We start from the raw sequence: 25,385 nt of genomic DNA, 5'->3' as shown, positions 1-25,385 counted from the left end.
CCACGGCGCGCTAGGCGCGCCGCAGCCGCGCGCGCCTTGACCGAGGGGATTCCCGGCGTTCGAGCGCTGGCGTGTCTTCACGGCATCACAGCCGGACGGAGACCGGCGGATCGCAAAAGCTTCACCGCAATGCGATCCCGCTGTCACGCGTCCCTGCCACTCCGCCGCACCTGAACAGTGTTTGCGGGGGCAAGCCATGGACCGGAACTGGAAGCGCGCCTTGCTGGGCGCAACGGCCGCGAGCGCGGCGCTCTACGGGGCCGCGGCCCAGGCGGCCGACGACGCCGTCTCTGAAGTCGTCGTGGTCGGGCAGAGGGCGATGATGGCCTCATCCATCGCGCGTCAGCGGGCGTCCGACACGGTCGACAGCGTTCTGACGCGAGACGCCATCGGGCAGTTTCCCGACCAGAACGTCGCCGAGGCCGTGCGGCGCCTGCCGGGCGTCAATGTGCTGGACGACCAGGGCGAGGGCCGCTTCATCGCCGTCCGCGGCCTCGATCCGACGCTGAACGCGGCCTCCATCGACGGCGTGCGGGCCCCGTCGCCCGAAGCCGACACCCGCGCCGTGGCCCTCGACGTGATCCCGTCCGAGCTGGTCTCGTCGATCACCATCAAGAAGACCCTGACGCCCGACATGGACGCCGACACCATCGGCGCGTCCATCGAAATCGAGACGACCAAGGGCTTCGATCGGAAGGAGCCCTTCCTCGCGCTGTCGGCCGAGGGCTCCTACAACAACCTCAACCACGTCGTTTCGCCCAAGGCCGGCGTGGACTTCGTGCTGCCGGTGAGCGACCGCTTCGGCATCGCCGGCGGCTTCTCGTACAACCGGCGCAAGACTTCGACCGACAACACCGAGATGGACGGCTGGAGCGAGACCAGCGGCGGGATCGTCTACGCCGACACGCTGGAATACCGCGACTACGACGTCACGCGTAAGCGGCTGGGCGGCTCGCTCTCGTTCGACTTCAAGGCGTCCGACGCCACCACGCTCTACGCCCGGGCGCTGTACAGCCAGTTCGACGACACCGAGAAGCGCGGCCGTCTCACGTTCCAGCTCAGCGGGGAGCCGGCGAGCGGCGACGCCAACCACGCCACCTTCCTGTCCGACGGCGGGAGAATCCGCATCCGCCGCGACCTGAAGGACCGCTTCGAGGGCCAGAAAATCCAGACCTATCAGGTCGGCGGCGACACCGTCGCGGGCGACTGGACCTTCGACTACAAGGTCGCCTACTCGGAGGCCGAGGAGCACGAGTTCAACACCCAGGACCCGACGCGCTTCCAGCAGGACTTCAAGAAGGCCGGCCAGCTGGCGGTGAGCTTCGACTACACCGACCTGCATACGACGAAATACGCGATCCTCGCGGGCGAGACGGCTTTCCTCGATCCGTCGAAGTACGTGTTCACCGCCCGGGAAGACAAGAACGGCCTGTCCAAGGACAAGCAGTGGACCGTCCAGGGCAACGCCGCCTACGAGATGATGTTCGACGACGGCGCCAGGCTGCAGATCAAGTTCGGCGGCAAGGCGCGGACGCGCTCCAAAACCTACGACCTCAGCAACAATGTCTACGACGGCTACAACGGCAGCTACACCCTGGCCGACGTCGCCGGAGGCCAGTCGTACGACCTGGCCCAACTCGGTCCGTTGCCCGACCTGGCGCTGGTGCGCGCGTTCAACACCGCCAATCTCGCCAACTTCGAGCTCAACGCCGTGGACACGGCGTTCGAGGCCGCCTCGGCGTTCTACGACGTGGGCGAGGACATCTACGCCGGCTACCTGCTGGGCCGCTACGACCAGGGCCCGCTGAGCGCGATCGGCGGCGTCCGCATCGAGCACACCAAGGACGACGTGAAGGGCAACCTGGTGGAGACGGTGGCCGGTGGCGGGACCCACAGCGGCCAGCCCGTGGCCGACGACACGGTCTTCGTCACCCCGAATAGCTTCTCCCAGACCTACACCGACGTCCTGCCCAGCCTGAACCTCCGCTACAGCGCCGCGGAAGGCGTGCTGCTGCGCGGGGCCGTGTTCCGCAGCGTGGTGCGCCCGCCCGTCGGCGACATCGCCCCGCGGTTCCTGGTCGACGAGAACGACGATGGCGACCGTGAAGGCGAATTCGGCAACCCCGACCTGAAGCCCTATCGCGCGTGGAACTTCGACCTCTCGGCCGAGTGGTATTTCGCGCCCAACGCGGTGGTGCAGGCCGGTGTGTTCTACAAGAAGATCAAGAACTTCGTCGTGCACGCCGATTTCGAAGCGGCCGACGCGCCCTACAGCGGCGTGTTCAACGGCGTGGCGTTCGACGAGGCGCTGATCCCGCTGAACGGCGACACGGCGACGGCCAAGGGCGTCGAGATCAGCTACCAGCAGAGCCTCACCGAACTGCCCGCGCCCTTCGACGGCCTGCTGGTGGGCCTGAACTACACCTACACCGACGCCACCGGGAAGATCGTCGGCCGGAGCATCCCGCTGCCGGCGTCGTCAAAGAACACCTTCAACGCCATGCTGGGCTACGAGAAGGGACCGGTCAGCCTGCGGGTCGCCGCGAACTATCGCGACAAGTACCTCGACGAACTGGGCGGCAGCGCCGAGACCGACCGCTATGTGAAGTCGCACCTGCAGTGGGACATCACCGCCAAGTACCAGGTCACCCAGCGGCTGCAGGTCTACGGCGAGCTGGTGAACCTGGGGAACGAACCCTACGTCGCCTATCAGCGAGGGCCCCGCGCCGACCGCCTGCTGCAGTTCGAGGAGTATTCCTGGACCGGCAAGTTCGGCCTGCGCCTGGTCCTGCCCTAGACGCATCAAGGCGGCGCGCTGGCCGTCCGACCGGCGCGCCCCTATGAAGGCTCCGTCCCATGCGGCGCTCCGGCGGATTCGGCCGCCGGCGCGGGCGGGACGCTTCGCAGGGTGGGCCATGGCCGAACAGGCGGTCGATTTCGAATATCTGGAGGCCTACGCCGCTGGCGACCTGCAGGTCGTCAGCGAGGTGCTGGGCCTCTTCCGCATGCAAGCGGAGGGCTGGCGCGCGGCGCTGGCGAATCCAGGCGACGGCTGGCGCGACCTCGTCCACACGATCAAGGGGTCCGCCCGTGGCATCGGCGCGACGGCGCTGGCCGATCTCTGCGAGCGCGCCGAACATGGAGATCCGGCGCTGGCCCCGCAGGTGCAGTCAGCGCTGGCCGACGCCGACGCGGCTGTCGAGGGCTATCTGACGCGGATCGGAGGCGGCTGAGGCCGGCGCCCCGGAGCGCGATCCGTAGAAGTGGAATGCGGCCTTGCGGCCAGGTCGCGCTCAAGCCTTTGATCTAGAGACCTTTTGTCCCGTTCGAATGTTTCCATCCGAACGGGAAAGGCTCTAGCGAAGGCGGCTGCCGTCAGGCGCGCGTTGCAGGTCGACCCGCGCCTTCACCTCGCCCAGGAAGGCGTCCGTCAAATGGCAGAGGTTCGCCGTGGCGACTTCGTTGTCCGTGTCCTCGGCGAAGCGCACGATTTCCTCGGAGACGGCTCGCAGCTTCGCATCCGCTCGCGGATGGTCACGCAGCACGATCTCGTAGAGGCAGCTCAGCAGGCGCTGATTGATCAACGCCATCGCCTGAGCCTTGGCGACAGCCTTCGCCAGCTCCGTTTCCATCCCGCGTTCCCCACACCTTACGCATTGACCATATCGCAACACGAAAGGCTGCGGCACCGCTTGCACGCCTCAGGTGAAACGACTCGCGCAGGTCGCGCGTCAGGGGGTCCGGCTAGGGTGCGAGGACCTGGTCGCTGTAGGTTTCGATCAGCAGGCTGAAGGGCCGGCCATCGGGCGTCTGGAGGACGGCCCGGTGCTGCAGCACCTCCGGCGGCGGCGCGACCGGCGCCTCGAATCGGGCCGGCGCTTGCGCCTCCCATCCGGCGGGGAGGGGCTCGAAGAGCAGCCTGGCCGACAAGGTCCGGCGCTGGAACCGGAGCGGCCGGGCCACGACGCCGAACGGCGTATCGGTCGAATCGAGCGTTTCGTTCATCGCCGCCGTGAGCCTGTCGGGCAGATACCAGTTGTCGGCCCGCGACAGGACGACCGGACCACAGGTGAGTTCCACCCGCCGGTGCTTCACGGTCGCGTTGGCGGCGGCCCCCAGTTCGCGCCGCACGGCGGCGGCTTGGTCGGGATCGTCGGCCACCGTGACGTGCCGCGCGCGGATGCGCGGCGCGGACGGATCGCGCCGGTCGCACAGCGCCTGCAGCACCGCGGTCGCACTGTCGTGGCTCAACAGGTCGGCGTTCAGGGTCTGGAGCTGGGCCTGCCAGCGAAGGCGCTGGATGTAGGGGGAAGAGGGTGCGTCCGCTCCGGCGGCGGCCGAACTCACGGCAATAAGCGCCGCCACGAGACCTCCTGCGATCCTCAGACGCCGGCCCCCCAATCGCGCAGGCGCCGCCAACTAGATTCCAGCCCCATTGTCGATGGCTCGCATGGCGGCCTCGTGGGCCTGGGCCTCCGCCTCGATCCAGCCGATGAAGGCCTTCACCTGCGGCAGTCGCCCCTTGGCCTTGGGGTGGACGAGGTAATAGGCGAAGTCGACCGCCGTGGCGATGGGCAAGGGCGCCACAAGCCGCCCGGCCTCCAGGTCCGCCTGGGCCAGCGTGCGCTTGGCCAGGGCCACGCCGCGCCCGTTCATGGCCGCCTCGATCACCAGGCTCGACTGGTTGAAGCGCGGGCCCCGCTGGCCGTCGACGCCGCGCAGGCCGCGGGCCTGCAGCCACATGGACCAGTCCGGGCAGCTGTCGTCGATCTCGGGCGAACCGTCGTGCAGCAGCGTGTGCTTGACGAGGTCTTCGGGCTTTTCGAGCGGGACCTCCTTCAGGAGGTCGGGGCTGAGCACGGGAATCACCATCTCGCTGACGATCCGGCGCACCTCCAGTCCCGGATAGCGGCCCGCGCCATAGCGGATGGCGAGGTCCACCTCGCCGGCGTTGAGGTCCACGAGCTCCATTCCGGCCTGCAGCCACACGTCCACCTGAGGGTGCGCGCGCTCGAAGGCGCCCAGCCGCGGCACCAGCCATTTGGCGGCGAACGAAGGCGGGGCGGTGATGGTGAGGCGTCGCCCGTCGACCGCCGCGGTGAGCAGGCTCGCGGCCTCGGCCAGCCGGTCGAAGGCCTCGCGCAGGGCCGGCAGCGCCGTCTGGGCCGCATCGGTGAGCAACAGGCCCTTCGGCGTGCGTTTGAACAGCGCCGCGCCGACGTAGTCCTCGAGGTTCTGGATCTGCTGGCTGACCGCGCCGGGCGTCACCGCCAGTTCGTCGGCGGCCCGGCTGAAGTTGAGGTGGCGCGCGGCCGCCTCGAAGGCCCTAAGCGCATTGAGCGGCGGCAGCCGGCGTCGCTGTGGCGTGCGCTCCATTGGAGAATTCCTGAAACCCCGGGCAGAAGTCCTTGGGTTGCGAATTGGGCCCTCGACGCACTTATTGCAAGCGCCCGCTGATGTATCGGCCCTTTTCATCGGCAGGCCGTCGGCGGGGCGGGCCTCGGGTCCGCCCCGCCATGATTCAGGAGCCAGCGCAGGGCCGGCGCGTCGTTAGAGAAGCTAAAGATGGGCCATCGCCGAGACAGGACAGGACAGGCCGACCGCCTCGTCGTGCTGGGCGCCCGCCGCGGCGGGCGTGGCCCGGGGCGGGTCTGGCTGGTCGGCGCGGGGCCCGGTGATCCCGAACTCCTGACGATCAAGGCTCTCAAGGCGCTCGAGGCCGCCGAGGTGGTGGTTCACGACGGACTGGTTTCGGACGAGATCCTGGCGCTGGCGCCCGCTTCGGCCCGGCGCATCTCGGTGGCCAAGCGCAAGTCGCGTCATTCCTACAGCCAGGACGAGATCAACCGCATGCTGACGGCCTTCGCGTTGGAAGGCCTGGAGGTCGTGCGCCTGAAGGGCGGCGATCCCTTCATCTTCGGCCGTGGCGGCGAGGAGCTGGAAGCCTGCCGCGAGGCCGGCGTCGAATGCCTGATCGTGCCGGGCGTCACCGCGGCCCTGGCCGCCGGCGCCTCGGCGGGCGCGCCGCTCACCCACCGGGGCTCGGCCCAGGCCGTCACCTTCGTCACGGGCCACGCGGCCAAGGGCGGCGAGCCCAACCTCGACTGGGACAGCCTGGCGCGGCCCAACCAGACGGTCGTGATCTACATGGGTCTGTCGATGGCCGCCCCGATCGCCGCGCGCCTGCTGGCCGCCGGCCGCGATGGCGCGACGCCCGCCCTGCTGGTTGAGAACGCCAGCCGGCCCGACGAACGCCGCATCGTGACCACCCTGGCCGGCCTTCCCGATGCGGCCGCCGCGCTCAGCGGCCCGGCCCTGCTGATCGTCGGCGAGGCCATGGCGCTCGCCCAGGCCGGCGAAGGCCGCGCCGACGTCGAAACCCTGATCCGCGAGGCCCGCGCATGAAGGCGCTCACCGCCAACCGCCTGTCCGACGGCGACGTCGTCTTCTGGAAGTCCGGCCAGTGGGTCGAGCGCTTCGCCGACGCCGAGCTCTGGGCCGACGACGATCCGGACGCCGCCGAAGCGGAGGCCGCCGGGCGCAGCCAGCCCACGGTGGTGATCGACGCCTATCTGATCGACCTCGTGGAGTCCGAGGGCCTGTGGGCGCCGCTCAGCTATCGCGAGCGCATCCGTGCGCTGGGCCCCACCAACCATCTCCACCACGGCAAGCAGGCCGAGGGCGGCGCGGTCGTCCAGGCGCTGCAGCACGCCCACGGGGCGGCGCGCTCCACCGGGCGCGTGAACCTGATCAAGCGGAAGTAGGCCCGATGTACGAGTACGATTCCCTCGACAGGCAGATGCTGGCGGATCGCTCCGCCGAGTTCCGCGGCCAGGTGGCGCGCCGCCTCGCGGGCGAGCTTTCGGAAGACCAGTTCAAGACGCTGCGGCTGATGAACGGGCTCTACCTTCAGCTCCACGCCTACATGCTGCGGGTGGCCGTGCCCTACGGCTCGATGAACCCGGCCCAGCTGCGCAAGCTGGCCTGGATCGCGCGCACCTACGACAAGGGCTACGGCCACTTCACGACGCGCACGAACATCCAGTTCCACTGGATCAAGCTGAAGGACACGCCCGACATTCTGGACGAGCTGGCCAAGGTGGACATGCACGCCATCCAGACGTCCGGGAACTGCATCCGCAACACCACGACGGACCCCTATGCGGGCGCCACGGCCGAGGAGATCGACGATCCGCGGGTCTGGGCCGAGGCCATCCGCCAGTGGTCGACGTTCCATCCCGAATTCTCGTTCCTGCCGCGCAAGTTCAAGATTGCGGTCACCGGAGCGCCGAAGGACCGCACGGCCGCGCGCGTCCACGACATCGGCCTCGTGCTGAAGCGCGACCGCGCCGGGGCGCTGGGCTTCGAGGTGATCGTCGGCGGCGGCATGGGCCGCACGCCCTACATCGGCCCGACGGTGCGCGAGTTCCTGCCCGCGAACCGGCTGGTCTCGTACCTCGAGGCGATCCTGCGCGTGTACAATCGCCACGGTCGCCGCGACAACATCTACAAGGCCCGCATCAAGATCCTGGTCTCGGCCCTGGGCGTCGAGGAGTTCGGCCGGCAGGTCGAGGCCGAGTGGGAGCGGATCGGCCAAGATGCGGGAGAGGGGGGCGCCGACCTGCCCGACACCGAGCTGGCGCGCATCCGCGCGGCCTTCGCGGCGACCGGCTTCGAGACGCTTCCGGCCCGGTCCGAGGCTTTCGAGACGGCCAGGGCCGGCGATCCCGCCTTCGCCCGCTTCGTCCGCAACAACGTCAAGCCGCACAAGATCCCCGGCTACGCCATCGTCGAGGTCAGCCTGAAGGCGATCGGCGAGACCCCAGGCGACGCCACGGCCGAGCAGATGGAGGTCGTCGCCGACGTCGCCGAGCGCTACGGCCTGGGCGACATCCGGGTGACCCACGAGCAGAACCTGGTCCTGCCGCATGTGAAGCTCGACGACCTGCCCGTGGTCTGGGCGGCGCTCGACGCGGCCGGGCTGGCGACGCCCAACATCAACCTGGTCAGCGACATCATCGCCTGCCCGGGGCTGGACTACTGCGCGCTGGCCAATGCGCGGGCGATCCCGATCGCCCAGCACATCGCCGAGACCTTCGCCGATCCCGACCGCGCGGAGGAAGTGGGCGAGCTGAAGATCAAGATCAGCGGCTGCATCAACGCCTGCGGCCACCACCACGTGGGCCACATCGGCATCCTGGGCGTCGATAAGAAGGGTGAGGAGTTCTACCAGCTCACGCTGGGCGGCTCGGGCGCCGAGGACGCCTCGCTCGGGACCATCCTGGGCCCGGCGCTGCCGTACGACCGCGTGGCCGGCGCCGTCGACACCCTGGTTGAGGTCTATCTGCGCGAACGCAAGGACGGCGAGCGCTTCCTCGACACCTTCCGCCGCACGGGCGTCGCGCCCTTCAAGGAGGCCGTCTATGCCGACGCTCATTGAGCTGACCGATAGCCTCGCGCGCACGGCGGACGACGGCTTCACCCACGTCGCCGACGACGAGGATCTGGCCGCGGGCGATGTGATCCTGTCGCTGGCGCGCTTCGAGACCGAGGGCGACGCGCTGCTCTCCGAAGGCCGGCGCGTGGGCGTGCGCCTCCGCAGTGACGAGGAGGTCGAGGCGCTGGCCTACGACCTGCCCCGTATCTCGGTGGTGGCGCTGGAATTCCCCAAGTACCGCGACGGTCGCGCCTACACCAACGCGCGCCTGCTGCGCGAACGGTTCGGCTTCAAGGGCCAGGTCCGCGCCGTGGGTGAGGTGCTGCGCGAGCAGGCCTTCTTCATGCTGCGCTGTGGCTTCGACGCCTTCGAGCCGGCCGACGCGGCCAGCGCCAATGAGTGGCAGGCCGCGCTCGGCCGCTACCGCCATGTCTACCAAAGGGCCGCTGACGGCCGGACTCCGGCCTTTCTGGAGCGGGAGTGATGAGTTTGGCTTACGACACATTTGACCGGGCGGGCGCCTCGGCGAGCCGCCTCGATGCGGAGCTGCGGCGCGCCCATCCGCGGACCATCCTGGAAGCGGCGGTCGAGAGCTTCGGCGACCGGCTGGCGCTGGTGTCGTCGTTCGGGGCGGAATCGGCGGTGCTGCTGCACCTCGCCGCCCAGGTGAAGCCCGACATCCCGGTGCTGTTCCTCGACACCGGCATGCTGTTCGGCCAGACGCTCGACTACCGCAAGAGCCTCGCCGACCGGCTCGGCCTGACCGGCGTGCGCGACCTGCGGCCGGCGTTCAACGACCTGGCCGTCAGCGATCCTGAAGCGAAGCTGTGGCAGAGCGACACCGACGCCTGCTGCCATATCCGCAAGGTGCTGCCGCTCGACCGCGCCCTCGCGGACTTCGAGGCCTGGATCACCGGCCGCAAGCGCTTCCATGGCGGCGATCGTATGAACCTGCCGGTGGTCGAGCACGCCGACGGCAAGGTGAAGTTCAATCCCCTGGCCAACTGGGACAAGGCCGACCTCGACGCCTACGCCGCCGAGCACGACCTTCCGGCCCATCCGCTGGTGGCTCAGGGCTTCCCCTCAATCGGCTGCTGGCCGTGCACCCATCCCGTGGAGGACGGCGAAGATGTCCGCGCCGGCCGCTGGAAAGGGATGGACAAGACCGAGTGCGGTATCCATGTGGCGCGTGCGCCGGGGACGCCGAACAACGTCGGCGGCGACATCTAAGGTTTTTCGGGATGAACGATGTGACTTTGGCCCCGCCGGCTCCCAAGGCCCCCGGCGAGATGAAGGCGTCCGGCGCCTTCTTCGTCGAGACCGTGACCTGGGTCCACCACTGGACCGACACCCTGTTCTCGTTCCGCACGACCCGCGATCCGGGCTTCCGCTTCCAGAGCGGCCAATTCGTGATGGTCGGGCTGATGAAGGAGGACGGCAAGCCGCTGGTGCGCGCCTATTCCATCGCCTCGCCGTCCTGGCACGAGGAGCTCGAGTTCTACTCGATCAAGGTGCCCGACGGCCCGCTGACCTCGCGCTTGCAGCACCTGAAGGTGGGCGACCAGGTGCTGATCGGCCGCAAGCCGACCGGCACGCTGGTGCTGGATGGCCTGAAGCCCGGCAAGCGCCTCTACATGCTGGGCACCGGCACGGGGCTGGCGCCCTGGCTGTCGCTGGCCCGCGATCCGGAGGTCTATGATCGCTTCGAGCAGGTGGTCGTCACCCACACCGTGCGCGAGGTGGCCGACCTGAACTACGCCGAGCTCTTCGAGAAGGAGCTGCCGGGCGACGAGATTCTCGGCGAACTGATCGGCGACAAGCTGCGCTACTACCCGACCGTCACGCGCGAGCCGTTCCGCACCCAGGGGCGCATCACCGACCTGATCGCCTCGGGCCAGCTGTTCCGCGACCTGGGCAACCCGCCCTTCGACCCCGCGGTCGACCGGGTGATGCTCTGCGGCGGCCCCTCGGTGCTGGCCGACCTGAAGCAGCAGCTTCTGGACATGGGCTATGTCGAGGGTTCGGTCAGCCAGCCGGGCGACTTCGTGCTCGAGCGGGCGTTCGTCGAGACCTAGGCGACTCGCGCCAGCACGAACGCGGCGCGATCCTGAATGGCGGCTTTCGGCACGACGACCGGCTCGTAGTCGAGTTCGGCCAGCATCCGCACGATCCGCTTGAAGGTCGCTTCGGCCTCGGCCCAGTCCTGGCGCCGCTCGGCGTCGGTCCCGTAGATTTCGCGCCAGGGCGGGAAGACGAACACCCGGCTGTTGTAGCGGCGCGTGCGCACGGCCTCTTGCAGGGCGGGGGAGGGCGGCGTCCCGTTGGCTCCCCACATGTCCATGATCCCGCGGTCGAAGAAGACCCGCCCGGTCTCGCCGGCCAGGCGGTCGAAGTCGGCCAAGTCGCGGGCGGTGGTCAGGTCGCAGAAGCGTCGATTGTCCTGCCAGGGCGTGCCGCCGCCGCCAGACGCCGCCTCCTCGCGGATCACGGCGCGGGCGTTCTCTTGGACGACGCGTTCGCCCCGAGAGGCCAGGTGGCGGAGCAGGGTGGTCTTCCCCACGCCGGGGCCGCCGGTGAAGACGTGGAAGTTGGGCTTGTGGACGATCATGGGCTCTCCCCAGCCAAGCGAAACCGCGCCGCGGCGCGGCGTTCGAGAGACGGTCGGGGAGATTCGCGGCCGGTTGGGCGGCCTACGGCGGCGGGCAGCCCTCGAAGCGGCCGACCTTCACGGCGGTCACCTTCGACAGGTTCAGCTTCATGAGCGGCTTCATCGAGGCGGCGCCATTGCCGGTGTAGAGGTCGACACGCTCGCCCTTGATCGCGCCGCCCACGTCCGAGGCGTACCAGTAGCCGTCGTGAGGGCTGCCATCCGGCATTTGCAGGCCCACCGTCTCCTTGATGAACAGGACAGTGTGGCGCGGGATCACCTTGCGGTCGACGGCGAGCGTCCGCATCGGCACGACGCGGCAGCCCAGGCTGTCCAGCGAGTTCACGCCCTTGACGCCCGCGTGATAGAGCGTGGCCTTCAGATTGAAGACGCCGGCGCCAGGCAATGCGCCCGACAGCAGCGACGCGATCATGTCGCCCACCGGATCCTTGGTCTCCGCCTGCGCGTTCGGCGCGGCGACCAGGGTGGAAATCAGCGCCAGGGCGGCGAGGCGGCGTCGCATGGACGGCGTCCTCCTTCGTCGTTGATCTGGTGGCGCGACTCCTAGCCATCCCGCCACGCCAGAGCAACCCTTCAGCGACGCCTCCGCAAGGGCGGTTAGTTTCCCTAACATCCGGAGTTAGAGCCTGTCGCTTGCGCGCTCTCGGGAATGTCGGCACAGGCCACCCCCGGAACCAGGGAGCCGGCGCATGAAAATCTATGGGGACAGCATCTCGGGCAACTGCCTGAAGGTGAAGTGGACGGCCGATTTTCTGGGCCGCGGCTACGAGTGGATCGAAACCGACGTCCTCCAGAGCCAATCCCGCACGGCCGATTTTCTGGCGATGAATCCGGCGGGACAGGTGCCCGCGGTCATCCTCGACGATGGCCGCCCGCTGGCCCAGTCGAACGCGATCATCTTCCATCTCGCCGAGGGATCGGCGCTGATCCCGGCGGACGCCTACGACCGGGGCCGGATGCTGGAGTGGATGTTCTGGGAGCAGTACAGCCACGAGCCCTACATCGCCGTCGCGCGCTTCCAGGTGAAGTATCTCGGCAAGGCGGTCGCGGAGTTGGAGCCCCGCATCCTGGAGCGCGGCGCGGCGGCCCTGGCGCGGCTGGAGCTGCAACTGGGGCAAACGCCGTTCCTCGTCGGCGACCGCGTCAGCCTCGCCGACGTGGCGCTGGTGGCCTACACGCGTGTGAGCCACGAGGGCGGCTTCGGGCTGGAGGCCTATCCCGCCGTGCGCGCCTGGGTGGCGCGGGTGGAGCAGGCGCTCGGCATCGCCTGAGGCGGCTTGCGTTCGGCCGGCCGCGCGCTCAAACCGGGGGCATGAAGCGTCTCCCCGCCATCGCCGTCGCCGTGGCCCTCGCCGCCGTTCCCAGTTCGCTCCTGGCCTGGGGATCTTCCGGTCACCGCATTATCGGCGAAGTGGCCATCCGGGCCCTGCCGAAGGACCTGCCGGCGTTCCTGCGCACCCCGCAGGCCGCCCGGGACGTGGGCGAACTGTCCCGCGAGCCCGACCGCTCCAAGGGCTCGGGCAAGCTGCACGACGCCGACCGCGATCCCGGCCATTTCATCGACCTGGACGACGCCGGCAAGGTGCTGGGCGGCCCACCGATGGTCCCGCTGGCCGCCACCCGCGCCGACTACGAAGCCCAGCTGCGCGCGGCGGGGCTCGACCAGTGGAAGGCCGGCTACCTGCCGTATTCGATCGTCGACCGCTGGCAGCAGCTCACCACCGATCTCGCCTACTGGCGTGTGCTGAAGGCCGCCGAGGCGAACCCGAAGTGGAAGGCCAACCGCGCCTGGTTCGTCCAGGATCGCGTGCGCCGCGAGGCCCTGATCCTGAAGGGGATCGGCGAGCTGTCCCACTTCGTCGGCGACGGCAGCCAGCCGCTGCACGTCACCGACCACTACAACGGCTGGGGCGACTATCCGAACCCCAACGGCTACACGACCGCCCGGGTGCATGGCCCCTTCGAGAGCGACCTCGTGCGCGACACGGTCACGCCCCAGGCCGTGACGGCGAAGCTCGCGCCGCTGCACGTCTCCAGCGATCCCATCGACCAGCAGGTGGCCGCCTACCTCACCACCACGTCGGGCTACGTGATCCCGTTCTACGAGATGGAGAAGGCGGGCGGCCTGGCGGCCGGCGATCCGCGCGGGACCCAGTTCGCGGTCGAGCGGATGGCGGCCGGCGCTTCGGAGCTGCGCGACCTGATCGTCGAGGCGTGGCAGGCCAGCCTTGACCGCTCGGTGGGCTGGAAGCCGGTGGCGGTGAAGGACGTGATCGCCGGCAAGGTCGATCCCTACCCGGCGCTCTACGGGATCGACTGATGGCGGGGCCTCAGTTCGGCAAGCCGCAGCCGGGTGTCGCCCATCCGGACCGCCCGGTCGCCTTCGCCGTGATCGAACGGGACGGGCTGATCGCGCTCGTGGAGGTGCCGCGCCAGTGGGGCCTGGTGCTCGACCTGCCCGGCGGTGGCGTCGATCCCGGCGAGAGCGAGATCCAGGCGGCGATCCGCGAGTGCGGGGAAGAGGCGGGGCTCGCGGTGGCGCTCGACGCCGAACCGTTCGTCCGCGCCGACCACTACTACCTCCACAGCGACGGCGTCGTGCGCAACAGCCGGGGCGCGTTCTTCTCGGGCCGCGTCCTCGCCGAGGACCCCGCCCTGAAGATCGAGGACGACCACACCCTGACCTGGATGGAGCCGCAATCGGCGCTCGTTCGGCTCGATCGGGAGTCGCATGCATGGGCGGTCGCCGCATGGCTGAGATTGCGCGCGGGGCCCTGAAGCGCTAGCAGCCCGGCCATGACGGCCAGAATCATCGAGGGCGCGCCCGTGGCCGAGCGGCTGCGGGCCGAAGTCACCGCCGAGGTCGCGCGCCTGCGCGCCGACCACGATCTGCAGCCAGGACTGGCCGTCGTGCTGGTGGGCGACGATCCGGCCTCCCAGTCCTACGTGAAGTCGAAGGGGGAGCAGTCGCTGGCCGCCGGCATGCACTCGGTCACCCATCGGCTGCCGGCCGACACCCAGCAGGACGAACTGCTCCGGCTCGTCGCGGACCTCAACGCCGACCCGCTGATCCACGGCATCCTCGTCCAGCTGCCGTTGCCGAAGCACCTTGACGAGAAGGCGGTGGTCTCCGCCATCGATCCCGACAAGGACGTCGACGGCCTGCATGTGATCAACGCCGGGCGCCTAGTCGCCGGCCTGCCGGCGCTCACGGCCTGCACGCCGGTGGGCTGCATGGTCCTGCTGCGCGCCACCCTGGGCGACTTGGCCGGCCTCAACGCGGTCGTGGTCGGCCGCTCGCTGCTGGTGGGCAAGCCCATCGCCCAGCTGCTGCTGGCCGCCGACTGCACCGTCACGATCGCCCATTCCAAGACGCGCGACCTGCCGGCGGTCTGCCGCACGGCCGACATCCTGGTGGCCGCCGTGGGCCGGCCCCGGATGATCCGGGGCGACTGGATCAAGCCCGGCGCGACGGTCATCGACGTGGGCATCAACCGCGTGCCCTTCGACAATCCCGAGAAGGCGGCCGCCGGCAAGACCAAGATCGTGGGCGACGTGAACTACAAGGAAGCGCTCGAGGTGGCCGGCGCCATCACCCCGGTGCCCAAGGGCGTCGGCCCCATGACGGTGGTCTGCCTGCTGCAGAACACGCTCACCGCCGCCAAGCGGCAGGCGGGGCTCGAAGCCTAGGCTGCCAAACGGGCCTTGTAGGCCTCCCGCGCGGCCTTGAAGACTTCGAACGGGAACTTCACCGAGACGCCTTCCAGGGTCGCCGCCAGCATGTCGAGGTGGGCGTCCCATCCGGCGCAGCTGCGGGCCACGTCGTCGCCGTCGGGCAGCCGCAGCACCAGCGAAAGGCGGCAGCCGTCCTGCAGCGCCGTCAGCGTCCAGGTGAGGCGCCGGTCCGGCTCGCCGGGCCCGCTCCAGCCGTATTCCAGCAGATGGTCGGGCTCGCACAGGCTGACGTCGGAATCGATCACGATGCCGCTGTCCTGGAAGTCGAGCCGCGCGCGGCCGCCGATCCGCTGTTCGATCGTCCCGGGCGCGAGCCACTGCGCCAGCTTCGCCGGTTCGGTCAGCGCCGCCCAGATCACCTGCGGCGCGTGGTCGAAGTCACGGCCGAACTCGCAGCGATAGCCAGCCTCGGTCCGCGTGATCCGGGCCAGGTCCGCAACATCGATGTCCATCGTTCCACCCTCCGTTCGAGGATGGATTTGGACGCAGCGCCGAGGCCTGGTCCTTGATGTGGCTCAAGCGGGAGTCACTTGCGCGTTGGTCCAGGCCACGAGGCCGTCCAGCACCTCGGCGACGGCGCGGTCGTAGGCCGGCACGATGGCCCGGACGCGATTCCGCGCAGCCTCGGCGCGCGCCTCGAAGATCTTCTCGGCCACCAGGCTGCGGTCGCTGTTGCGCGTGAGTACGGCGCGCACGCGCACGACGACGGTCGGCGCGGCCTTGGGGCCATGGTCGTACCGCGTCTCGAAGGCGCGCACGTCCAGGCGCAGGGCGTAGTCGGGGGCCCCCCGCTCGCCGCGCGCGATCAGGCGCGTCGGTCCGGGATCGGCGTCGAACGCGCCCGCCACGGCCTCGTCCCAGAGCGCCGCCGCCGGCGCCGCCCATCGTGTCTCGGCCACGTAGGCGACCTTGCCGTCGGTGACGGTGAGCAGCCGGTCGCCCGCCGCTTCGCGCTGGAAGCTGCCATTGGCGCGGAGCACGCCGACCGACCCCGTCGTCGCGTCGGCCGGCGCGGCGGCGTCGGCGCCGAACCGGTAGAGGTGGACCGGCTTCGCCTTCGGCAGCAGTGAAACGCAGCCCGACAGAACCACGGCCGCCGCGGCGGCCAGCGCGAGGCGGAGGAGGGCGGACGGACGCGTCATTGGTGCACCTTCATTTCCTCGGACTGGCCGCGGCCTAGCGCGCCCGTGGGGCTGGCCTGGACCTCGTTGACGAGACGCTCCAGCGCCTCGGCCGCGCTCTGAAGCTGGATCACGGCCGCCGTGATCTGCGGCAGGCCGTTGGTGGCGAAGTCGGCGGTGGGCCCCTGGAGCTGGTCGATCATGGCCCGGGCGTCCGCGGCCGTGGCGCGGGCCTCGTCGGCGGCGTCGGCCAGATTCTTCACCGCCCGACGGCCGTCGCCGTTCATGACTTCGCGGGTCGTGCGCGACAGCTCGGCGATCTCCTTCGACGCCTCATCGATCCGCTGCACCGCGCTCTGGGCGTCGGCGATGATCGCCTTGCGCTCCCGCAGCTCGGCGGTGACCGACTGGATATCGGCCAGGGACGCGGAGAAGGTCTTGATGTTCTTGTCCGACAGGACCCGGTTAACCCGGTCGAGCGCCTCGATCGTGCGCGTGAGCACGGTCCCGCCGCCGGCCAGCAGGTCGGAGATGGTGCTGCGCTGGCTGTGCACGATGGGGATGCAGCCGCCGCTCAGCCGCTCGCAGTGGGCGGCGGTATAGTCCTTCAGCAGCTGCTTGCTCGACGTCCCCGCGGTGATCTGGATGTAGTTCAGGCCCGTGATCCCCTGGGGCTCCAGCGTCGCGTAGGAGTCCGTGCGGATCGGCACGTCCTCGGTCACCCGAACCCGGGCGATCACGTTGTTAGGGTTCGACTTGTCGAGGGCGATCTTGGTGACCTCGCCCACCTTGATCCCGTTGAAATGGACCTCGCCGCCCTCGTTGAGGCCGCGCACCGGGCCCTCGAAGACGATGTCGTAGAGGTCGAAGTCCCGGGCGAAGGACAGACGCGCCAGCCAGATGACGAACAGGACGGCGGCGACCGTCAGGATCAGGGTCGAGAGCCCGACCAGGGCGTAGTTGGCGTTCTTTTCCATCAGGACTTGGTCCGGGCTTCGGCGGCGCGCGCGGCGCGTCCGCGCGGACCCAGGAAATACTCGCGGATCCAGGGATGGTCCGAACTCTCCAGCTCGTGGACCGGTGCGGTGGCCACCACCCTGTGGTCGGCCAGCACCGCGACGCGGTCGGTGATGGCGTAGAGGCTGTCGAGGTCGTGGGTGATCATGAACACCGTCAGGCTCAGGCTGTCGGAAAGGTCGCGGATCAGCTCGTCGAACGCGCCCGCGCCGATGGGGTCGAGACCCGATGTGGGTTCGTCCAGGAAAAGGAGTTCCGGGTCCAGCGCCAGCGCGCGCGCCAGCCCGGCCCGCTTCTTCATGCCGCCAGACAGCTCGGCGGGCTTCAGCGAGCCGGCGTCCGACCGCAGTCCGACCATGGCGATCTTGATATCGGCCAGTTCCTCGATCTCCTGCCGCGACAACGCGCTATGTTCGTACATGGGCGCCGCCACGTTCTCGCGCACCGTCAGGTTCGAGAACAGGGCCCCGCTCTGGAAGAGTACGCCCCATGCGCGCTCCAGTTCGCTCCAGCCGCGCCGCGAGGTCGTCTGCAACTCGTGTCCGAAGACCTTCACGGTCCCGGCCTGGGGCCGGCGCAGCCCGATGATCGTGTTGAGCAGCACCGACTTGCCCGAACCGGAGCCGCCCACGACCCCCAACACCTCGCCGCGGCGCACATTCAAGTCGAGGTTGTCGTGCACGACGTGGTCGCCGAACGCCGTGCACAGGCCGCTGACCTCGATGGCCGGACCATCGCGATCGGGCTCGGCGGTTGCGACGGTGCGTCCCCGCCGCCTCACAGGTCGAGTTCCATGTAGAGCAGGGCGAACGCGGCATCGAGCATGATGATCGCGAAGATGGCGTGCACCACCGCGGCGGTGACCCGTCGTCCGAGCGACTCGACGTCGCCGCCGACCAGCAGGCCTTGCCGGCATCCGATGCTCGCGACTACGGCGGCCATCACAGGCGCCTTCGAAAGGGCGATGTAGAAGTGGTTCGGCCCCACGTTGTCGAGGATCCGTTGCAGGAAGAAGGCCGGGCCGAGGCCCAGGGTGGTCCAGGTCACCATCAGCCCGCCGAACAGGCCCGCCAGCGTGGCCACGAAGGTGAGCAGCGGGATCGTGATCACGAGGGCCGCGAACCGCGGCAGCACCAGCGCTTCGAAGGGGTCGACGCCCATCACCTGCATGGCGTCGACCTCCTGGTTCATCTTCATCGAGCCGAGTTCCGCGGCGAACGCCGAGGCCGACCGGCCGGCCAGCAGCACGGCCGTGATAACGATGTTGAACTCGCGCAGCACCGCCACGCCGATCAGCTCGACGACGAACACCTCGGCGCCGAACTGGCGCAGCATGTTGACGCCGAGCAGCGCGACGACGGCGCCGATGAAGAAGGTGGTGACGGCGACGATGGGGATCGCGTCCAGGCCGGCGCGTTCCATTTGGCCGACGATCGGCGCCCAGCGAACCCGGCGGGGGGAGGTCACGAGCTTGAAGGCCGTCTGGACCGTGACCACCAGCAGGTGGCCGAGGAAGGCCATGGTGTCGATGAACTCGTAGCCCAGGGCCATCACATTGCGGCCGATGCGGATCATCAGCTCGTGGAAGCCTCGCGGCTCCCGGCGAACGACGGGTTCGACCCTCACGGCCTGGTCGACCAGCTGGAGCAGGCGCCGCGATTCGGGCCGACCGCTGACCCTATCGGCGTTGAACGACGGGCCGACGGCGCGCACCACGGCGTAGGCGCCGAAGGTGTCCATCCGCTCGACCCCGCTCAGATCGAGGTCGATGTCCGAGCGGTCCGCCAGCGCCCGGGCGAGCGCCGCGCCGGCGTCCCCCAGTCGGTCGGTCGTCCAATCGCCGCTGAGAGTCGCTTTCGGGCGCTCCTCCACGGACTCGAGATGGAAGTCGGCGGGCGTCTCCATAGGAGGGTTGTCCCGGCCCACGGCGCGGCTGTCCAGCCTTGGCGGCCGAGATTGTTCATCCTCGGGCTCCGGCGCCCTCCGGGACCGCCGTCCCCGAGGCGTCTGCCGGGGCGGTTTCGGTGGCTTCAGCGCCCGTCGGGGCCTAAGGCCCAGCTCGGCCAAGTTTTGGTCCCACTCCGCCGCCTAACCATGGCCCCCCCTTGGATCAAACTCGCTTGCGTAGGAGTTGAAGACGCGTGACCCGCAAGATCGATCTCGCCGGGGCGTCCGGCGCACACTACCGCTACGCAGCGATCGACGAGGAGCGCTTCCTGCCGCCTGCCGGGGCGAACTATGTGATCGCCGAACTCTCGGAGGAGGGCGCCAACATCATCTTCGCCGGCGAAACCGACAATCTCGCCAACCAGACCTGGCGCGCCGATCTCGACCGTGCCCGGCGCCGATACAACGCCGCCACGGTCCTCACGCGCCTCAACGTCACCCGCGCCGTGCGCGAGGCCGAGCGCCAGGACCTCATCGAACACTATCACCCGCCATTGAACGGCTGAACGGTCGCGCCCATGCTCGCCGCGTGGACGCGCCGCCGCTCATCGCGATCTTCGGCGCCGCCGTGGGCCCGAGCGGACGGCCGTCGGCGGCGCTGCTGAGGCGCATCCACGCCGGCTTCGAGGCCGCGCGCCTCCATCCGGACGCCCAGATCTTCTGCTCGGGCGGCGTGGGGCGCTACGGTCCCTCCGAGGCGTCGGTCATGGCCCAGGTGCTGACGCGCCGCGACATCGCGCCCGACCGCCTGATCCTGGACGAGGTCAGCCTCGACACCCTCCAGAGCGTCGTGGCGGTGGCGCGCCTGGCGCGTGAGCGCGCGGCGATGGTCCTCGTGTGCAGCGACGCCTATCACGTGCCCCGCATCCGCGTGACGCTGTCGGCGCTCGGGGCGAGGTCGCGGACCGGTCCGCGCCCGACGGGTCCCTATGCGGCCAGCCTCGGTCATCGCGTGCGGATGGGACTGCGGGAATGCGCGGCGCTGCCGTACGACCTGGCCATCGCAATGGCGCGCCGTGGGCATCTCATGTCGCGGCGGACCGCGGATCTGTGACTCGGTTGCGCCGACGCCCGCGCGGGGTAAAATTCCCCTATTATGCGCATTTCTGGCGAATAGATCGACGCGCGAGAAAATGAAATCGTCGGCGCAAACGACTGAATATTACCTCTGAACTAGTGGTGGGCGTTCATTGGCGCTGATGACGTCCGCAAACCAGCTGAGAAGTATCGCTCAACTCACACACGAATCGCATCGCCGCCTCCTGGCCGTGTGATAGCTTCTGCGATGACTACGCTCGGGTAGTCGAAGCTTGGCCGGACTTCGGCCGCGCGAACGTTGGGGGATAGGCCATGGGCCGCTGGGGTTTGGTTATCGCGTCGAGCGCGCTGCTGTGCGCAACATCCGCCCATGCTCAGCTCGTGAATGCGACGGGCGGCGGCTCCGTCAGTTTCAACCTGGATGGCTCGTCCGCGACGTTCGACGGCCTTTGGTCGAACACGATGACGCATGTCAACACGGGCAGCGGCACGACCTTCGAGACGCAGGTCGATGTCACGCCCGACTATGTGAGCTTCGAAAGCGGCGCGGCGAACGCCGGGCCCTCCTCGGCCACCAGCGCGACCAGCAGCGTCGACGTCTACTATCTGAACGACACGGGCGAGGCCTACACGCCGGTCCTCGAGTCGACGATCATTCCGGCGGGCCTCGGCTTCTACCTTCAGGATCGCAGCGGCGGCTGTGGCGGCAACGTCTACACCGGCTGCCCGGAGACGCTCGGCGCCTACAGCTTCTCCGACCTCGTGCCGGCGGCGGGTTACGCTGACGGCCAGCCGTTCGCGCTGTCGGGCTTCGATTTCACGATCTACGACGGCGACAACCAGCTCTTCAGCCTCTCCGGCATGCTGACGATGAGCTACATCGACGGCGAGGTGGTGATCGACGACTCCGGCCTCGCCGCCGCCAGCGAATTCCTCAACGGCTTCACCCGGGTCACGCCGCTGAACAGCAATTCGGCGCTCGGCTACGCCTGGGACGCCACCGATTTCGAGGTGGCCCTCCAGTCGATCGTGGAGCCGACCGAAATCCGCACGCTGACCTACACGGCCACGGTGTTCAGCGAGAGCCACGTCGGCTGCATCAACCCGACCACCTGCCTCGTCACCTATTCCGCCTTCGGAGACCCCATTGGGCGTGGCGGCGGCGTGGAGTCGGTTGTAAGCTACGGCGCGAAGCGTAGCTTCCAGCTGTACAACCAGACTCCAGGGATCACGGGCATCGTGTTCGACCCAGTTCAGTTCCAGCCTTTCCGGATCGCGAGCGGCGCCGTGCCCGAGCCTGCGACCTGGGCGCTGATGCTGTTGGGCTTCGGATCCCTCGGGGCGGCGCTGAGGCGTCGGCGGGCGCCCGCCCACGCCTGATCTGATGGCGGACGGCGAAGACTTCGGCGTCGCCGCCAGATCCTACGCCTATCGGGCGTTCATCAGCTACAGCCACCGCGACCAGGCGTTCGTGAAACGCCTGCATCGTGTGCTCGAATCCCACCGGTTGCCGCCCAAGCTGATCGGGCGGATGACCGCTGTCGGCAAGGTGCCGCGAAAGCTCGGCCGGATCTTCCGTGACCGCGAGGAGTTGCCGGCTTCGGCCGACCTCGGCAGCGAACTGCGCGAGGCCATTCGCCAGTCGATGTTCCTGATCGTCATCTGCTCCCCGAGCTCGGCGCGGTCGGAGTGGGTCAATCAGGAGATTCTCCAGTTCAAGCGCGAGCACGGTGACGGGCGCGTCCTGGCCCTGGTGGTGGACGGCGAGCCGCACGCTTCCGAGCTCCCGGGCCGCGAGCACGAGGAGTGCTTCCCGCCGACCCTCCGCTATCGAATGGGCGAGGACGGCGAGCTCTCCGACGTGCTGGCCGAGCCCATCGCCGCCGATATCCGGCGCGAGGCCGACGGCCGGCGGCTGGCCACCCAGAAGCTGATCGCCGGGCTTACCGGCGTGAAACTGGACGAACTGGTCAAGCGCGAGACCCAGCGCCGGTTCCAGCGGATGGCGATGCTCACCTCGGCGGCTGTGGCCGGCATGGTGGTGACCGGCGGTCTCGCCTTCTACGCCAACGCCCGTCGGATCGAAGCCAACACCCAGCGGGTGATCGCCCAGCACGAGGCCGCCGCCGCCCGGGCGGCGTCGGACTATCTCGTCGGCACCTTCGAGCTCTCGAATCCCGCGACCGAAAACCCGCGCACCATCACGGCCCTGACCATCCTCGGGCGAAGCGCCGACCGCGCGCGGACCGAACTGGCCGATCAGCCCGACATCCAGGTGCGGCTGCTGGCCACGCTGGGACGCGCCTACAACAACCTCGGCCTGCTCTCCGAGGCCCGGGCCGCGCTGGAGCCTTCGCTGCCCGAGATGGAGCGGACCGGGGCCGACGGCGCGGAAGCGATGCTCGTGCTGGCGGCCATCTATGCGCGGCAGGGCGATCTCGACCGGGCCAGGGCCCTGGTTCGCAAGGCCGAGGCCCAGCTCGGTCCCGACCAGAAGGAGAACCTGAACCTGCGGGCGCAGGCCGCCGTGACGGAAGGGCGCGTCCTCACCTCGGCCTCCGACGTTCGGGCGGGGGTCGCCGCGTTCGATCGGGCGCTCACCTACTATCGGGCCATGAAGGACCCGCCGCCGGTCGCGCTCGCCACGGCGCTGAACAATCGCGGGCTCCTGCTGTCGGATGACGGCCAGTTCGCCGCTGCGGAGGCCTCGCTCTCCGAGTCGCTCGGCGTCTACCGGAAGACGCTGGGCGAAAGCCACCTGTCGACCGGGAAGGCCTGGTTCGCCCTGGCGCAGAACTCATTCAACGCCGGCAAGCTGCCGCTGGCCGAGCAGCGCATCGACAAGGCGCTCTCCATCGAGCGTATGGTGCTGGACGCCGACAACCCGATCATCGCCGACACGCTGTCGATGCAGGGCCAGATCCTCGAGGGGCTTGGCAAGCTCTCGGAGGCCGAGACCGCGTTGCGCGAAGCGGTGGCGATCTACCGGAAAGCCTTCAAGGGCCCGCACTATCTGATCGGAATCGCCGAGGTCTATCTGGGCCTCATCGAGTCGCGGCGAGGCGATACGGAGGCCGCCCTGGCGACGCTCGACGACGCCAAACGCAACTATGACGCCAGCTACGGCAAGATTCACCCCAACCACGGCGATCTGCTGGTCAATCGGGCGGTGGTCCTGGCGCGCGCCGGCCGCACGGCCGAGGCGCGGGCCGACTGCGCCAAGGGCATAGAAATCCTGGACCAGACGCTGGGCGCCCAGGCCAGCTTCACCAAGAGCATGGCCACGACCTGCCAGGGCCTCGCGCCGCCGCCGGCCAACGCCGTCGCCCGCAACTAGTTCTGCCGCCGCAGCCGGTAGAGCGGATAGGTGCCGTAGCCCTTGGGCAGGGCGATCTTGCCCACATAGTTGCAGACGAACGGATGGTCGGTGTCCATCTCCAGCACGGCCGCGAACGGCTCGGTGACATACACGCTGCCCGAAGGCGTCACGGGCTCGATCCGCGCCGCGCGTGACACCTCGGTGCCGTAGTAGGTGGTCCGGCGGCTCACCGGGTCATGGCCCGAATAGGTCGGGCCATAGTGCAGGGCGATCCGCATGGCGGTGCCTTCGCGCACGCCCAAGGCCTTGCAGTCCACTTCGTTGAACCGGTCGCAGAGATCGAGCGCGGCCGCGGCCGCGGCGTTGGCGTTCTCGAAGACGACGAAGAGCGCGTCGCCCCAGGTGTTGCCCTGCTTGATGGCGTCGGAATAGCTCTCCAGCACGCCGGCCGCCCGGACCATCACCTCGTCCCAGAAGACCGGCAGCACGCGCTCGTCCAGCCGCGAGAACCCCGGATAGTCGGTGAACATGATCCCGTAGGTGCCGCGCAGCACGTCGGAGCGCGGCGGCGGCGGCGGCATGGTGGGACGCACGAGCTTCTCGGTGGTGACGACCACCGAACGCCCGCCCGTCTCGCGCCAGGCGGTGGTGTCCGAGCCGCTCAGCGTCTTCTCGCCGCGCTCCTCCACGATCACTAATTGGATCGCCTCGCCATGCAGCTGGCGGGCGCGGAGCCGCGCCATGCCCATGGTCACCTTGGAGCTGTAGGAGAACTGCCCGTTCTCGCCCACATAGCTCATGTTGCTGGCGAAGCTCACTTCGGTCGCGCCGGCCTTGCAGGCCTCGTAACGGCGCACCCACTCCTCGCCCCCGGGCGCGACCGACTCGCGCAGGAAGTCCGCCTCGGCGAACGGCAGGACCACGTGCACCTCGGCCTTGGCCTTCAGCAGCTGCTCGGCGATCAGGATGTCGCTCCCGGCCGCCAGGGCGCCGTAGGCGAAGCCGACGTTCTCGCGTTGGATCGCCGCCATCATCTCGGCCGCGAGTCGGGCTTCCAGCTCGGCGTTCGCGAGGAAGATGTTGCCGCAGAACATCGCCACCTTGGGCGGGCTGATCAGGTCCAGCAGGCTGTCGAGGCCCGCCACGTCCTTGGTGGCGTCGCGGAGGCGCTGGAGTTGGAGGACCGTGGTCGAGCGGGCGCCGACGTCGGCGTCCGACGCCCGGATGGCCTTGCTGAGCGCCGCATGTGCGCCCTCGAGGTCGCCGAGCACCACCTTCGCTTCGGCGACGGCGGCCAGCGAATAATAGTCGTCGTGGCCTTCCGCGTCGGCTTCCGCGATCACCGCCCGGGCCAGCTCGTTGGCCAGTCGAGCCCGGCCGCCGATCCGCGCCAGGGTGGCGGCGTTGATGGCGGGATAGCTCGACTTCGTGCGCCGGTAGATGTCGGCGTAGAGGTCGCACGCCTCCTTCAGCTTCACGGGATCGGGCTCGCCGCCGTGGGCGAACGCCTGGTCCTTGAGCAGGCGGGCCTTGAGGGAGAGGGTGTCGGCGTCGCCCCCTGCCGCGAGGTCGTACTCGTCGTAGAGCCGCAGGCCCCGCTCGACGTCGCCCAGCCGCGCGAGCGTCAGCACCTCCAGATAGTTCAGGCCCTGATGGCTCACGTCGGCGCGCCGCACGACCATGTCGTAGGCGCCCAGCAGATCGCCACGCGCCAACGCCGCGCGGACCGCCTTCTCGGCTTTATCCGGTTCCGTCACCTCGGCCGCCTCACGACGGGGCCGAAAGGACCCGTTCGCTCCCCCACGCCGAGCAGCAGACGCTCTGCTTCCCCTCTCAAGCGGCCGAACCCGATCTCCAATGCATGGCGGTGCTCGCAAACGGCGAGTCCGTCACTGTTTGAAAAGTGTTGCACGAAAGGCCGCGAGGCAGAAGCGCGGAGCGCGCAACAGGGCGCCTGAATCGCCTCACAGGCGAGTCGGGCCCGCGCGAGCCGGGCTTGTCCGCGAAGTTTCAGGAAGCGGGGAATGGTGGATGCGACAGGGATTGAACCTGTGACCCCCTCGGTGTGAACGAGGTGCTCTCCCGCTGAGCTACGCATCCGCC

General features: G+C 69.2%; 27 protein-coding genes and 1 tRNA gene. 16 read left to right on the top strand and 12 right to left on the bottom strand.

Features of this window, described 5'->3' with window-relative positions; all coding sequences use genetic code 11:
- Nucleotides 1–196 precede the first annotated feature (196 nt).
- Both GC203_RS02435 and GC203_RS02430 read left to right on the top strand, forming a co-directional pair.
- A complete protein-coding gene (locus tag GC203_RS02435; protein ID WP_293450974.1) occupies nucleotides 197–2,797 on the top strand; it encodes a TonB-dependent receptor in 2,601 nt (866 codons plus the stop codon).
- Nucleotides 2,798–2,915: 118 nt separating this feature from the next.
- On the top strand, nucleotides 2,916–3,233 hold the full coding sequence (locus GC203_RS02430) for an Hpt domain-containing protein (protein WP_293450972.1): 318 nt from the start codon (nucleotides 2,916–2,918) through the stop codon (nucleotides 3,231–3,233).
- A gap of 123 nt (nucleotides 3,234–3,356) precedes the next feature.
- Here the strand turns inward: GC203_RS02430 and GC203_RS02425 are convergent, their stop codons facing one another.
- The 3 genes from GC203_RS02425 to gcvA all read right to left on the bottom strand — a co-directional run bounded on the left by GC203_RS02425 (nucleotide 3,357) and on the right by gcvA (nucleotide 5,376).
- Nucleotides 3,357–3,632: a hypothetical protein gene (locus GC203_RS02425; protein WP_293450970.1), complete on the bottom strand. Its 276-nt coding sequence runs from the start codon at nucleotides 3,630–3,632 to the stop codon at nucleotides 3,357–3,359.
- Between the two features lie 112 nt (nucleotides 3,633–3,744).
- Complete coding sequence (locus GC203_RS02420) at nucleotides 3,745–4,365, bottom strand: hypothetical protein (protein WP_293450968.1); 621 nt, start codon at nucleotides 4,363–4,365, stop codon at nucleotides 3,745–3,747.
- A gap of 54 nt (nucleotides 4,366–4,419) precedes the next feature.
- Nucleotides 4,420–5,376, bottom strand: coding sequence for a transcriptional regulator GcvA (gene gcvA, locus GC203_RS02415; protein ID WP_293450966.1), 957 nt, complete (start codon nucleotides 5,374–5,376; stop codon nucleotides 4,420–4,422).
- A gap of 189 nt (nucleotides 5,377–5,565) precedes the next feature.
- Here gcvA and cobA point away from each other — a divergent pair, with 189 nt between their 5' ends.
- Genes cobA through GC203_RS02385 form a run of 6 tightly spaced genes read left to right on the top strand, consistent with a single transcriptional unit; the run spans nucleotide 5,566 to nucleotide 10,512 of the window.
- Nucleotides 5,566–6,405, top strand: a complete 840-nt coding sequence (gene cobA / locus GC203_RS02410; RefSeq protein WP_293450964.1) for a uroporphyrinogen-III C-methyltransferase — start codon at nucleotides 5,566–5,568, stop codon at nucleotides 6,403–6,405.
- The gene (locus GC203_RS02405; protein WP_293450962.1) at nucleotides 6,402–6,764 is read left to right on the top strand and encodes a DUF2849 domain-containing protein; all 363 of its coding nucleotides are present in this window, start codon (nucleotides 6,402–6,404) and stop codon (nucleotides 6,762–6,764) included. The genes cobA and GC203_RS02405 overlap by 4 nt, the downstream gene beginning before the upstream one ends.
- Nucleotides 6,765–6,769: 5 nt before the next feature.
- Nucleotides 6,770–8,440: a nitrite/sulfite reductase gene (locus tag GC203_RS02400; protein WP_293450960.1), complete on the top strand. Its 1,671-nt coding sequence runs from the start codon at nucleotides 6,770–6,772 to the stop codon at nucleotides 8,438–8,440.
- Complete coding sequence (locus GC203_RS02395; RefSeq protein ID WP_293450958.1) at nucleotides 8,424–8,921, top strand: DUF934 domain-containing protein; 498 nt, start codon at nucleotides 8,424–8,426, stop codon at nucleotides 8,919–8,921. The genes GC203_RS02400 and GC203_RS02395 overlap by 17 nt, the downstream gene beginning before the upstream one ends.
- Entirely contained in the window at nucleotides 8,921–9,667 is a 747-nt protein-coding gene (locus GC203_RS02390; RefSeq protein WP_293450956.1) for a phosphoadenylyl-sulfate reductase, read from the top strand. The genes GC203_RS02395 and GC203_RS02390 overlap by 1 nt, the downstream gene beginning before the upstream one ends.
- Nucleotides 9,668–9,726: 59 nt before the next feature.
- The gene (locus tag GC203_RS02385) at nucleotides 9,727–10,512 is read left to right on the top strand and encodes a ferredoxin--NADP reductase (protein WP_366501382.1); all 786 of its coding nucleotides are present in this window, start codon (nucleotides 9,727–9,729) and stop codon (nucleotides 10,510–10,512) included.
- Here the strand turns inward: GC203_RS02385 and GC203_RS02380 are convergent.
- On the bottom strand, nucleotides 10,509–11,045 hold the full coding sequence (locus GC203_RS02380) for an AAA family ATPase (protein ID WP_293450952.1): 537 nt from the start codon (nucleotides 11,043–11,045) through the stop codon (nucleotides 10,509–10,511). The genes GC203_RS02385 and GC203_RS02380 overlap by 4 nt on opposite strands.
- A gap of 82 nt (nucleotides 11,046–11,127) precedes the next feature.
- Nucleotides 11,128–11,607, bottom strand: a complete 480-nt coding sequence (locus tag GC203_RS02375; RefSeq protein ID WP_293450950.1) for a 3D domain-containing protein — start codon at nucleotides 11,605–11,607, stop codon at nucleotides 11,128–11,130.
- Between the two features lie 187 nt (nucleotides 11,608–11,794).
- Here GC203_RS02375 and GC203_RS02370 point away from each other — a divergent pair, with 187 nt between their 5' ends.
- Genes GC203_RS02370 through folD form a run of 4 tightly spaced genes read left to right on the top strand, consistent with a single transcriptional unit; the run spans nucleotide 11,795 to nucleotide 14,795 of the window.
- Nucleotides 11,795–12,376 carry a glutathione S-transferase family protein gene (locus tag GC203_RS02370; protein WP_293450948.1) on the top strand — a complete coding sequence of 194 codons (582 nt, stop codon included), beginning with the start codon at nucleotides 11,795–11,797 and terminating at the stop codon, nucleotides 12,374–12,376.
- Nucleotides 12,377–12,417: 41 nt separating this feature from the next.
- Nucleotides 12,418–13,425 carry a S1/P1 Nuclease gene (locus GC203_RS02365; RefSeq protein ID WP_293450946.1) on the top strand — a complete coding sequence of 336 codons (1,008 nt, stop codon included), beginning with the start codon at nucleotides 12,418–12,420 and terminating at the stop codon, nucleotides 13,423–13,425.
- Entirely contained in the window at nucleotides 13,425–13,883 is a 459-nt protein-coding gene (locus GC203_RS02360) for an NUDIX domain-containing protein (protein ID WP_293450944.1), read from the top strand. The genes GC203_RS02365 and GC203_RS02360 overlap by 1 nt, the downstream gene beginning before the upstream one ends.
- An 18-nt stretch (nucleotides 13,884–13,901) precedes the next feature.
- Entirely contained in the window at nucleotides 13,902–14,795 is an 894-nt protein-coding gene (gene folD, locus GC203_RS02355) for a bifunctional methylenetetrahydrofolate dehydrogenase/methenyltetrahydrofolate cyclohydrolase FolD (protein ID WP_293450942.1), read from the top strand.
- On the opposite strand, the gene GC203_RS02350 is transcribed toward folD, so the two are convergent.
- The 5 genes from GC203_RS02350 to GC203_RS02330 all read right to left on the bottom strand — a co-directional run bounded on the left by GC203_RS02350 (nucleotide 14,792) and on the right by GC203_RS02330 (nucleotide 18,883).
- Nucleotides 14,792–15,292, bottom strand: coding sequence for an SRPBCC family protein (locus tag GC203_RS02350; RefSeq protein WP_293450940.1), 501 nt, complete (start codon nucleotides 15,290–15,292; stop codon nucleotides 14,792–14,794). The two genes, folD and GC203_RS02350, sit on opposite strands and share 4 nt — an antisense overlap.
- Before the next feature lie 63 nt (nucleotides 15,293–15,355).
- Nucleotides 15,356–15,982 (bottom strand): ABC-type transport auxiliary lipoprotein family protein, encoded by a 627-nt coding sequence (locus GC203_RS02345; protein ID WP_293450938.1) that lies wholly within the window; start codon nucleotides 15,980–15,982, stop codon nucleotides 15,356–15,358.
- Entirely contained in the window at nucleotides 15,979–16,938 is a 960-nt protein-coding gene (locus GC203_RS02340) for an MlaD family protein (protein ID WP_293450936.1), read from the bottom strand. Before GC203_RS02340 ends, GC203_RS02345 begins: the two co-directional genes overlap by 4 nt.
- Nucleotides 16,938–17,759, bottom strand: a complete 822-nt coding sequence (locus GC203_RS02335; RefSeq protein WP_293450934.1) for an ATP-binding cassette domain-containing protein — start codon at nucleotides 17,757–17,759, stop codon at nucleotides 16,938–16,940. The genes GC203_RS02340 and GC203_RS02335 overlap by 1 nt, the downstream gene beginning before the upstream one ends.
- The gene (locus tag GC203_RS02330) at nucleotides 17,756–18,883 is read right to left on the bottom strand and encodes an ABC transporter permease (RefSeq protein ID WP_293450932.1); all 1,128 of its coding nucleotides are present in this window, start codon (nucleotides 18,881–18,883) and stop codon (nucleotides 17,756–17,758) included. Before GC203_RS02330 ends, GC203_RS02335 begins: the two co-directional genes overlap by 4 nt.
- 236 nt (nucleotides 18,884–19,119) lie before the next feature.
- Here GC203_RS02330 and GC203_RS02325 point away from each other — a divergent pair, with 236 nt between their 5' ends.
- From GC203_RS02325 to GC203_RS02310, 4 genes are all read left to right on the top strand, one after another.
- Nucleotides 19,120–19,431 carry a hypothetical protein gene (locus GC203_RS02325; RefSeq protein WP_293450930.1) on the top strand — a complete coding sequence of 104 codons (312 nt, stop codon included), beginning with the start codon at nucleotides 19,120–19,122 and terminating at the stop codon, nucleotides 19,429–19,431.
- A 23-nt stretch (nucleotides 19,432–19,454) separates the two neighbouring features.
- Nucleotides 19,455–19,979, top strand: a complete 525-nt coding sequence (locus GC203_RS02320; protein WP_293450928.1) for a YdcF family protein — start codon at nucleotides 19,455–19,457, stop codon at nucleotides 19,977–19,979.
- 296 nt (nucleotides 19,980–20,275) lie between these two features.
- Complete coding sequence (locus GC203_RS02315) at nucleotides 20,276–21,343, top strand: PEPxxWA-CTERM sorting domain-containing protein (protein ID WP_293450926.1); 1,068 nt, start codon at nucleotides 20,276–20,278, stop codon at nucleotides 21,341–21,343.
- 4 nt (nucleotides 21,344–21,347) lie between these two features.
- Entirely contained in the window at nucleotides 21,348–23,300 is a 1,953-nt protein-coding gene (locus GC203_RS02310) for a tetratricopeptide repeat protein (RefSeq protein ID WP_293450924.1), read from the top strand.
- Here GC203_RS02310 and GC203_RS02305 read toward each other — a convergent pair.
- The gene (locus GC203_RS02305; RefSeq protein WP_293450922.1) at nucleotides 23,297–25,039 is read right to left on the bottom strand and encodes an adenylate/guanylate cyclase domain-containing protein; all 1,743 of its coding nucleotides are present in this window, start codon (nucleotides 25,037–25,039) and stop codon (nucleotides 23,297–23,299) included. The two genes, GC203_RS02310 and GC203_RS02305, sit on opposite strands and share 4 nt — an antisense overlap.
- A gap of 268 nt (nucleotides 25,040–25,307) precedes the next feature.
- Nucleotides 25,308–25,382: transfer RNA gene (locus GC203_RS02300), tRNA-Val, on the bottom strand.
- Nucleotides 25,383–25,385 lie beyond the last annotated feature (3 nt).

Origin of the sequence: Phenylobacterium sp. (assembly GCF_016124325.1) — a bacterium.
Classification (GTDB): Bacteria; Pseudomonadota; Alphaproteobacteria; order Caulobacterales; family Caulobacteraceae; genus Phenylobacterium.
Note: the sequence above shows the minus strand (reverse complement) of the source record. Positions and strands in the feature narration are given on the sequence as shown.

Bases quoted from the DNA above. Each gene is read 5' to 3' on its own strand.
- GC203_RS02315 (WP_293450926.1), top strand. From the start codon at position 20,276: ATGGGCCGCTGGGGTTTGGTTATCGCGTCGAGCGCGCTGCTGTGCGCA.
- GC203_RS02425 (WP_293450970.1), bottom strand. From the start codon at position 3,632: ATGGAAACGGAGCTGGCGAAGGCTGTCGCCAAGGCTCAGGCGATGGCG.
- GC203_RS02430 (WP_293450972.1), top strand. From the start codon at position 2,916: ATGGCCGAACAGGCGGTCGATTTCGAATATCTGGAGGCCTACGCCGCT.
- GC203_RS02345 (WP_293450938.1), bottom strand. From the start codon at position 15,982: ATGACGCGTCCGTCCGCCCTCCTCCGCCTCGCGCTGGCCGCCGCGGCG.
- GC203_RS02360 (WP_293450944.1), top strand. From the start codon at position 13,425: ATGGCGGGGCCTCAGTTCGGCAAGCCGCAGCCGGGTGTCGCCCATCCG.
- gcvA (WP_293450966.1), bottom strand. From the start codon at position 5,376: ATGGAGCGCACGCCACAGCGACGCCGGCTGCCGCCGCTCAATGCGCTT.
- GC203_RS02390 (WP_293450956.1), top strand. From the start codon at position 8,921: ATGAGTTTGGCTTACGACACATTTGACCGGGCGGGCGCCTCGGCGAGC.
- GC203_RS02310 (WP_293450924.1), top strand. From the start codon at position 21,348: ATGGCGGACGGCGAAGACTTCGGCGTCGCCGCCAGATCCTACGCCTAT.
- GC203_RS02375 (WP_293450950.1), bottom strand. From the start codon at position 11,607: ATGCGACGCCGCCTCGCCGCCCTGGCGCTGATTTCCACCCTGGTCGCC.
- GC203_RS02350 (WP_293450940.1), bottom strand. From the start codon at position 15,292: ATGGACATCGATGTTGCGGACCTGGCCCGGATCACGCGGACCGAGGCT.
- GC203_RS02400 (WP_293450960.1), top strand. From the start codon at position 6,770: ATGTACGAGTACGATTCCCTCGACAGGCAGATGCTGGCGGATCGCTCC.
- GC203_RS02395 (WP_293450958.1), top strand. From the start codon at position 8,424: ATGCCGACGCTCATTGAGCTGACCGATAGCCTCGCGCGCACGGCGGAC.
- GC203_RS02405 (WP_293450962.1), top strand. From the start codon at position 6,402: ATGAAGGCGCTCACCGCCAACCGCCTGTCCGACGGCGACGTCGTCTTC.
- folD (WP_293450942.1), top strand. From the start codon at position 13,902: ATGACGGCCAGAATCATCGAGGGCGCGCCCGTGGCCGAGCGGCTGCGG.
- cobA (WP_293450964.1), top strand. From the start codon at position 5,566: ATGGGCCATCGCCGAGACAGGACAGGACAGGCCGACCGCCTCGTCGTG.
- GC203_RS02385 (WP_366501382.1), top strand. From the start codon at position 9,727: ATGAAGGCGTCCGGCGCCTTCTTCGTCGAGACCGTGACCTGGGTCCAC.
- GC203_RS02365 (WP_293450946.1), top strand. From the start codon at position 12,418: ATGAAGCGTCTCCCCGCCATCGCCGTCGCCGTGGCCCTCGCCGCCGTT.
- GC203_RS02340 (WP_293450936.1), bottom strand. From the start codon at position 16,938: ATGGAAAAGAACGCCAACTACGCCCTGGTCGGGCTCTCGACCCTGATC.
- GC203_RS02380 (WP_293450952.1), bottom strand. From the start codon at position 11,045: ATGATCGTCCACAAGCCCAACTTCCACGTCTTCACCGGCGGCCCCGGC.
- GC203_RS02435 (WP_293450974.1), top strand. From the start codon at position 197: ATGGACCGGAACTGGAAGCGCGCCTTGCTGGGCGCAACGGCCGCGAGC.
- GC203_RS02330 (WP_293450932.1), bottom strand. From the start codon at position 18,883: ATGGAGACGCCCGCCGACTTCCATCTCGAGTCCGTGGAGGAGCGCCCG.
- GC203_RS02370 (WP_293450948.1), top strand. From the start codon at position 11,795: ATGAAAATCTATGGGGACAGCATCTCGGGCAACTGCCTGAAGGTGAAG.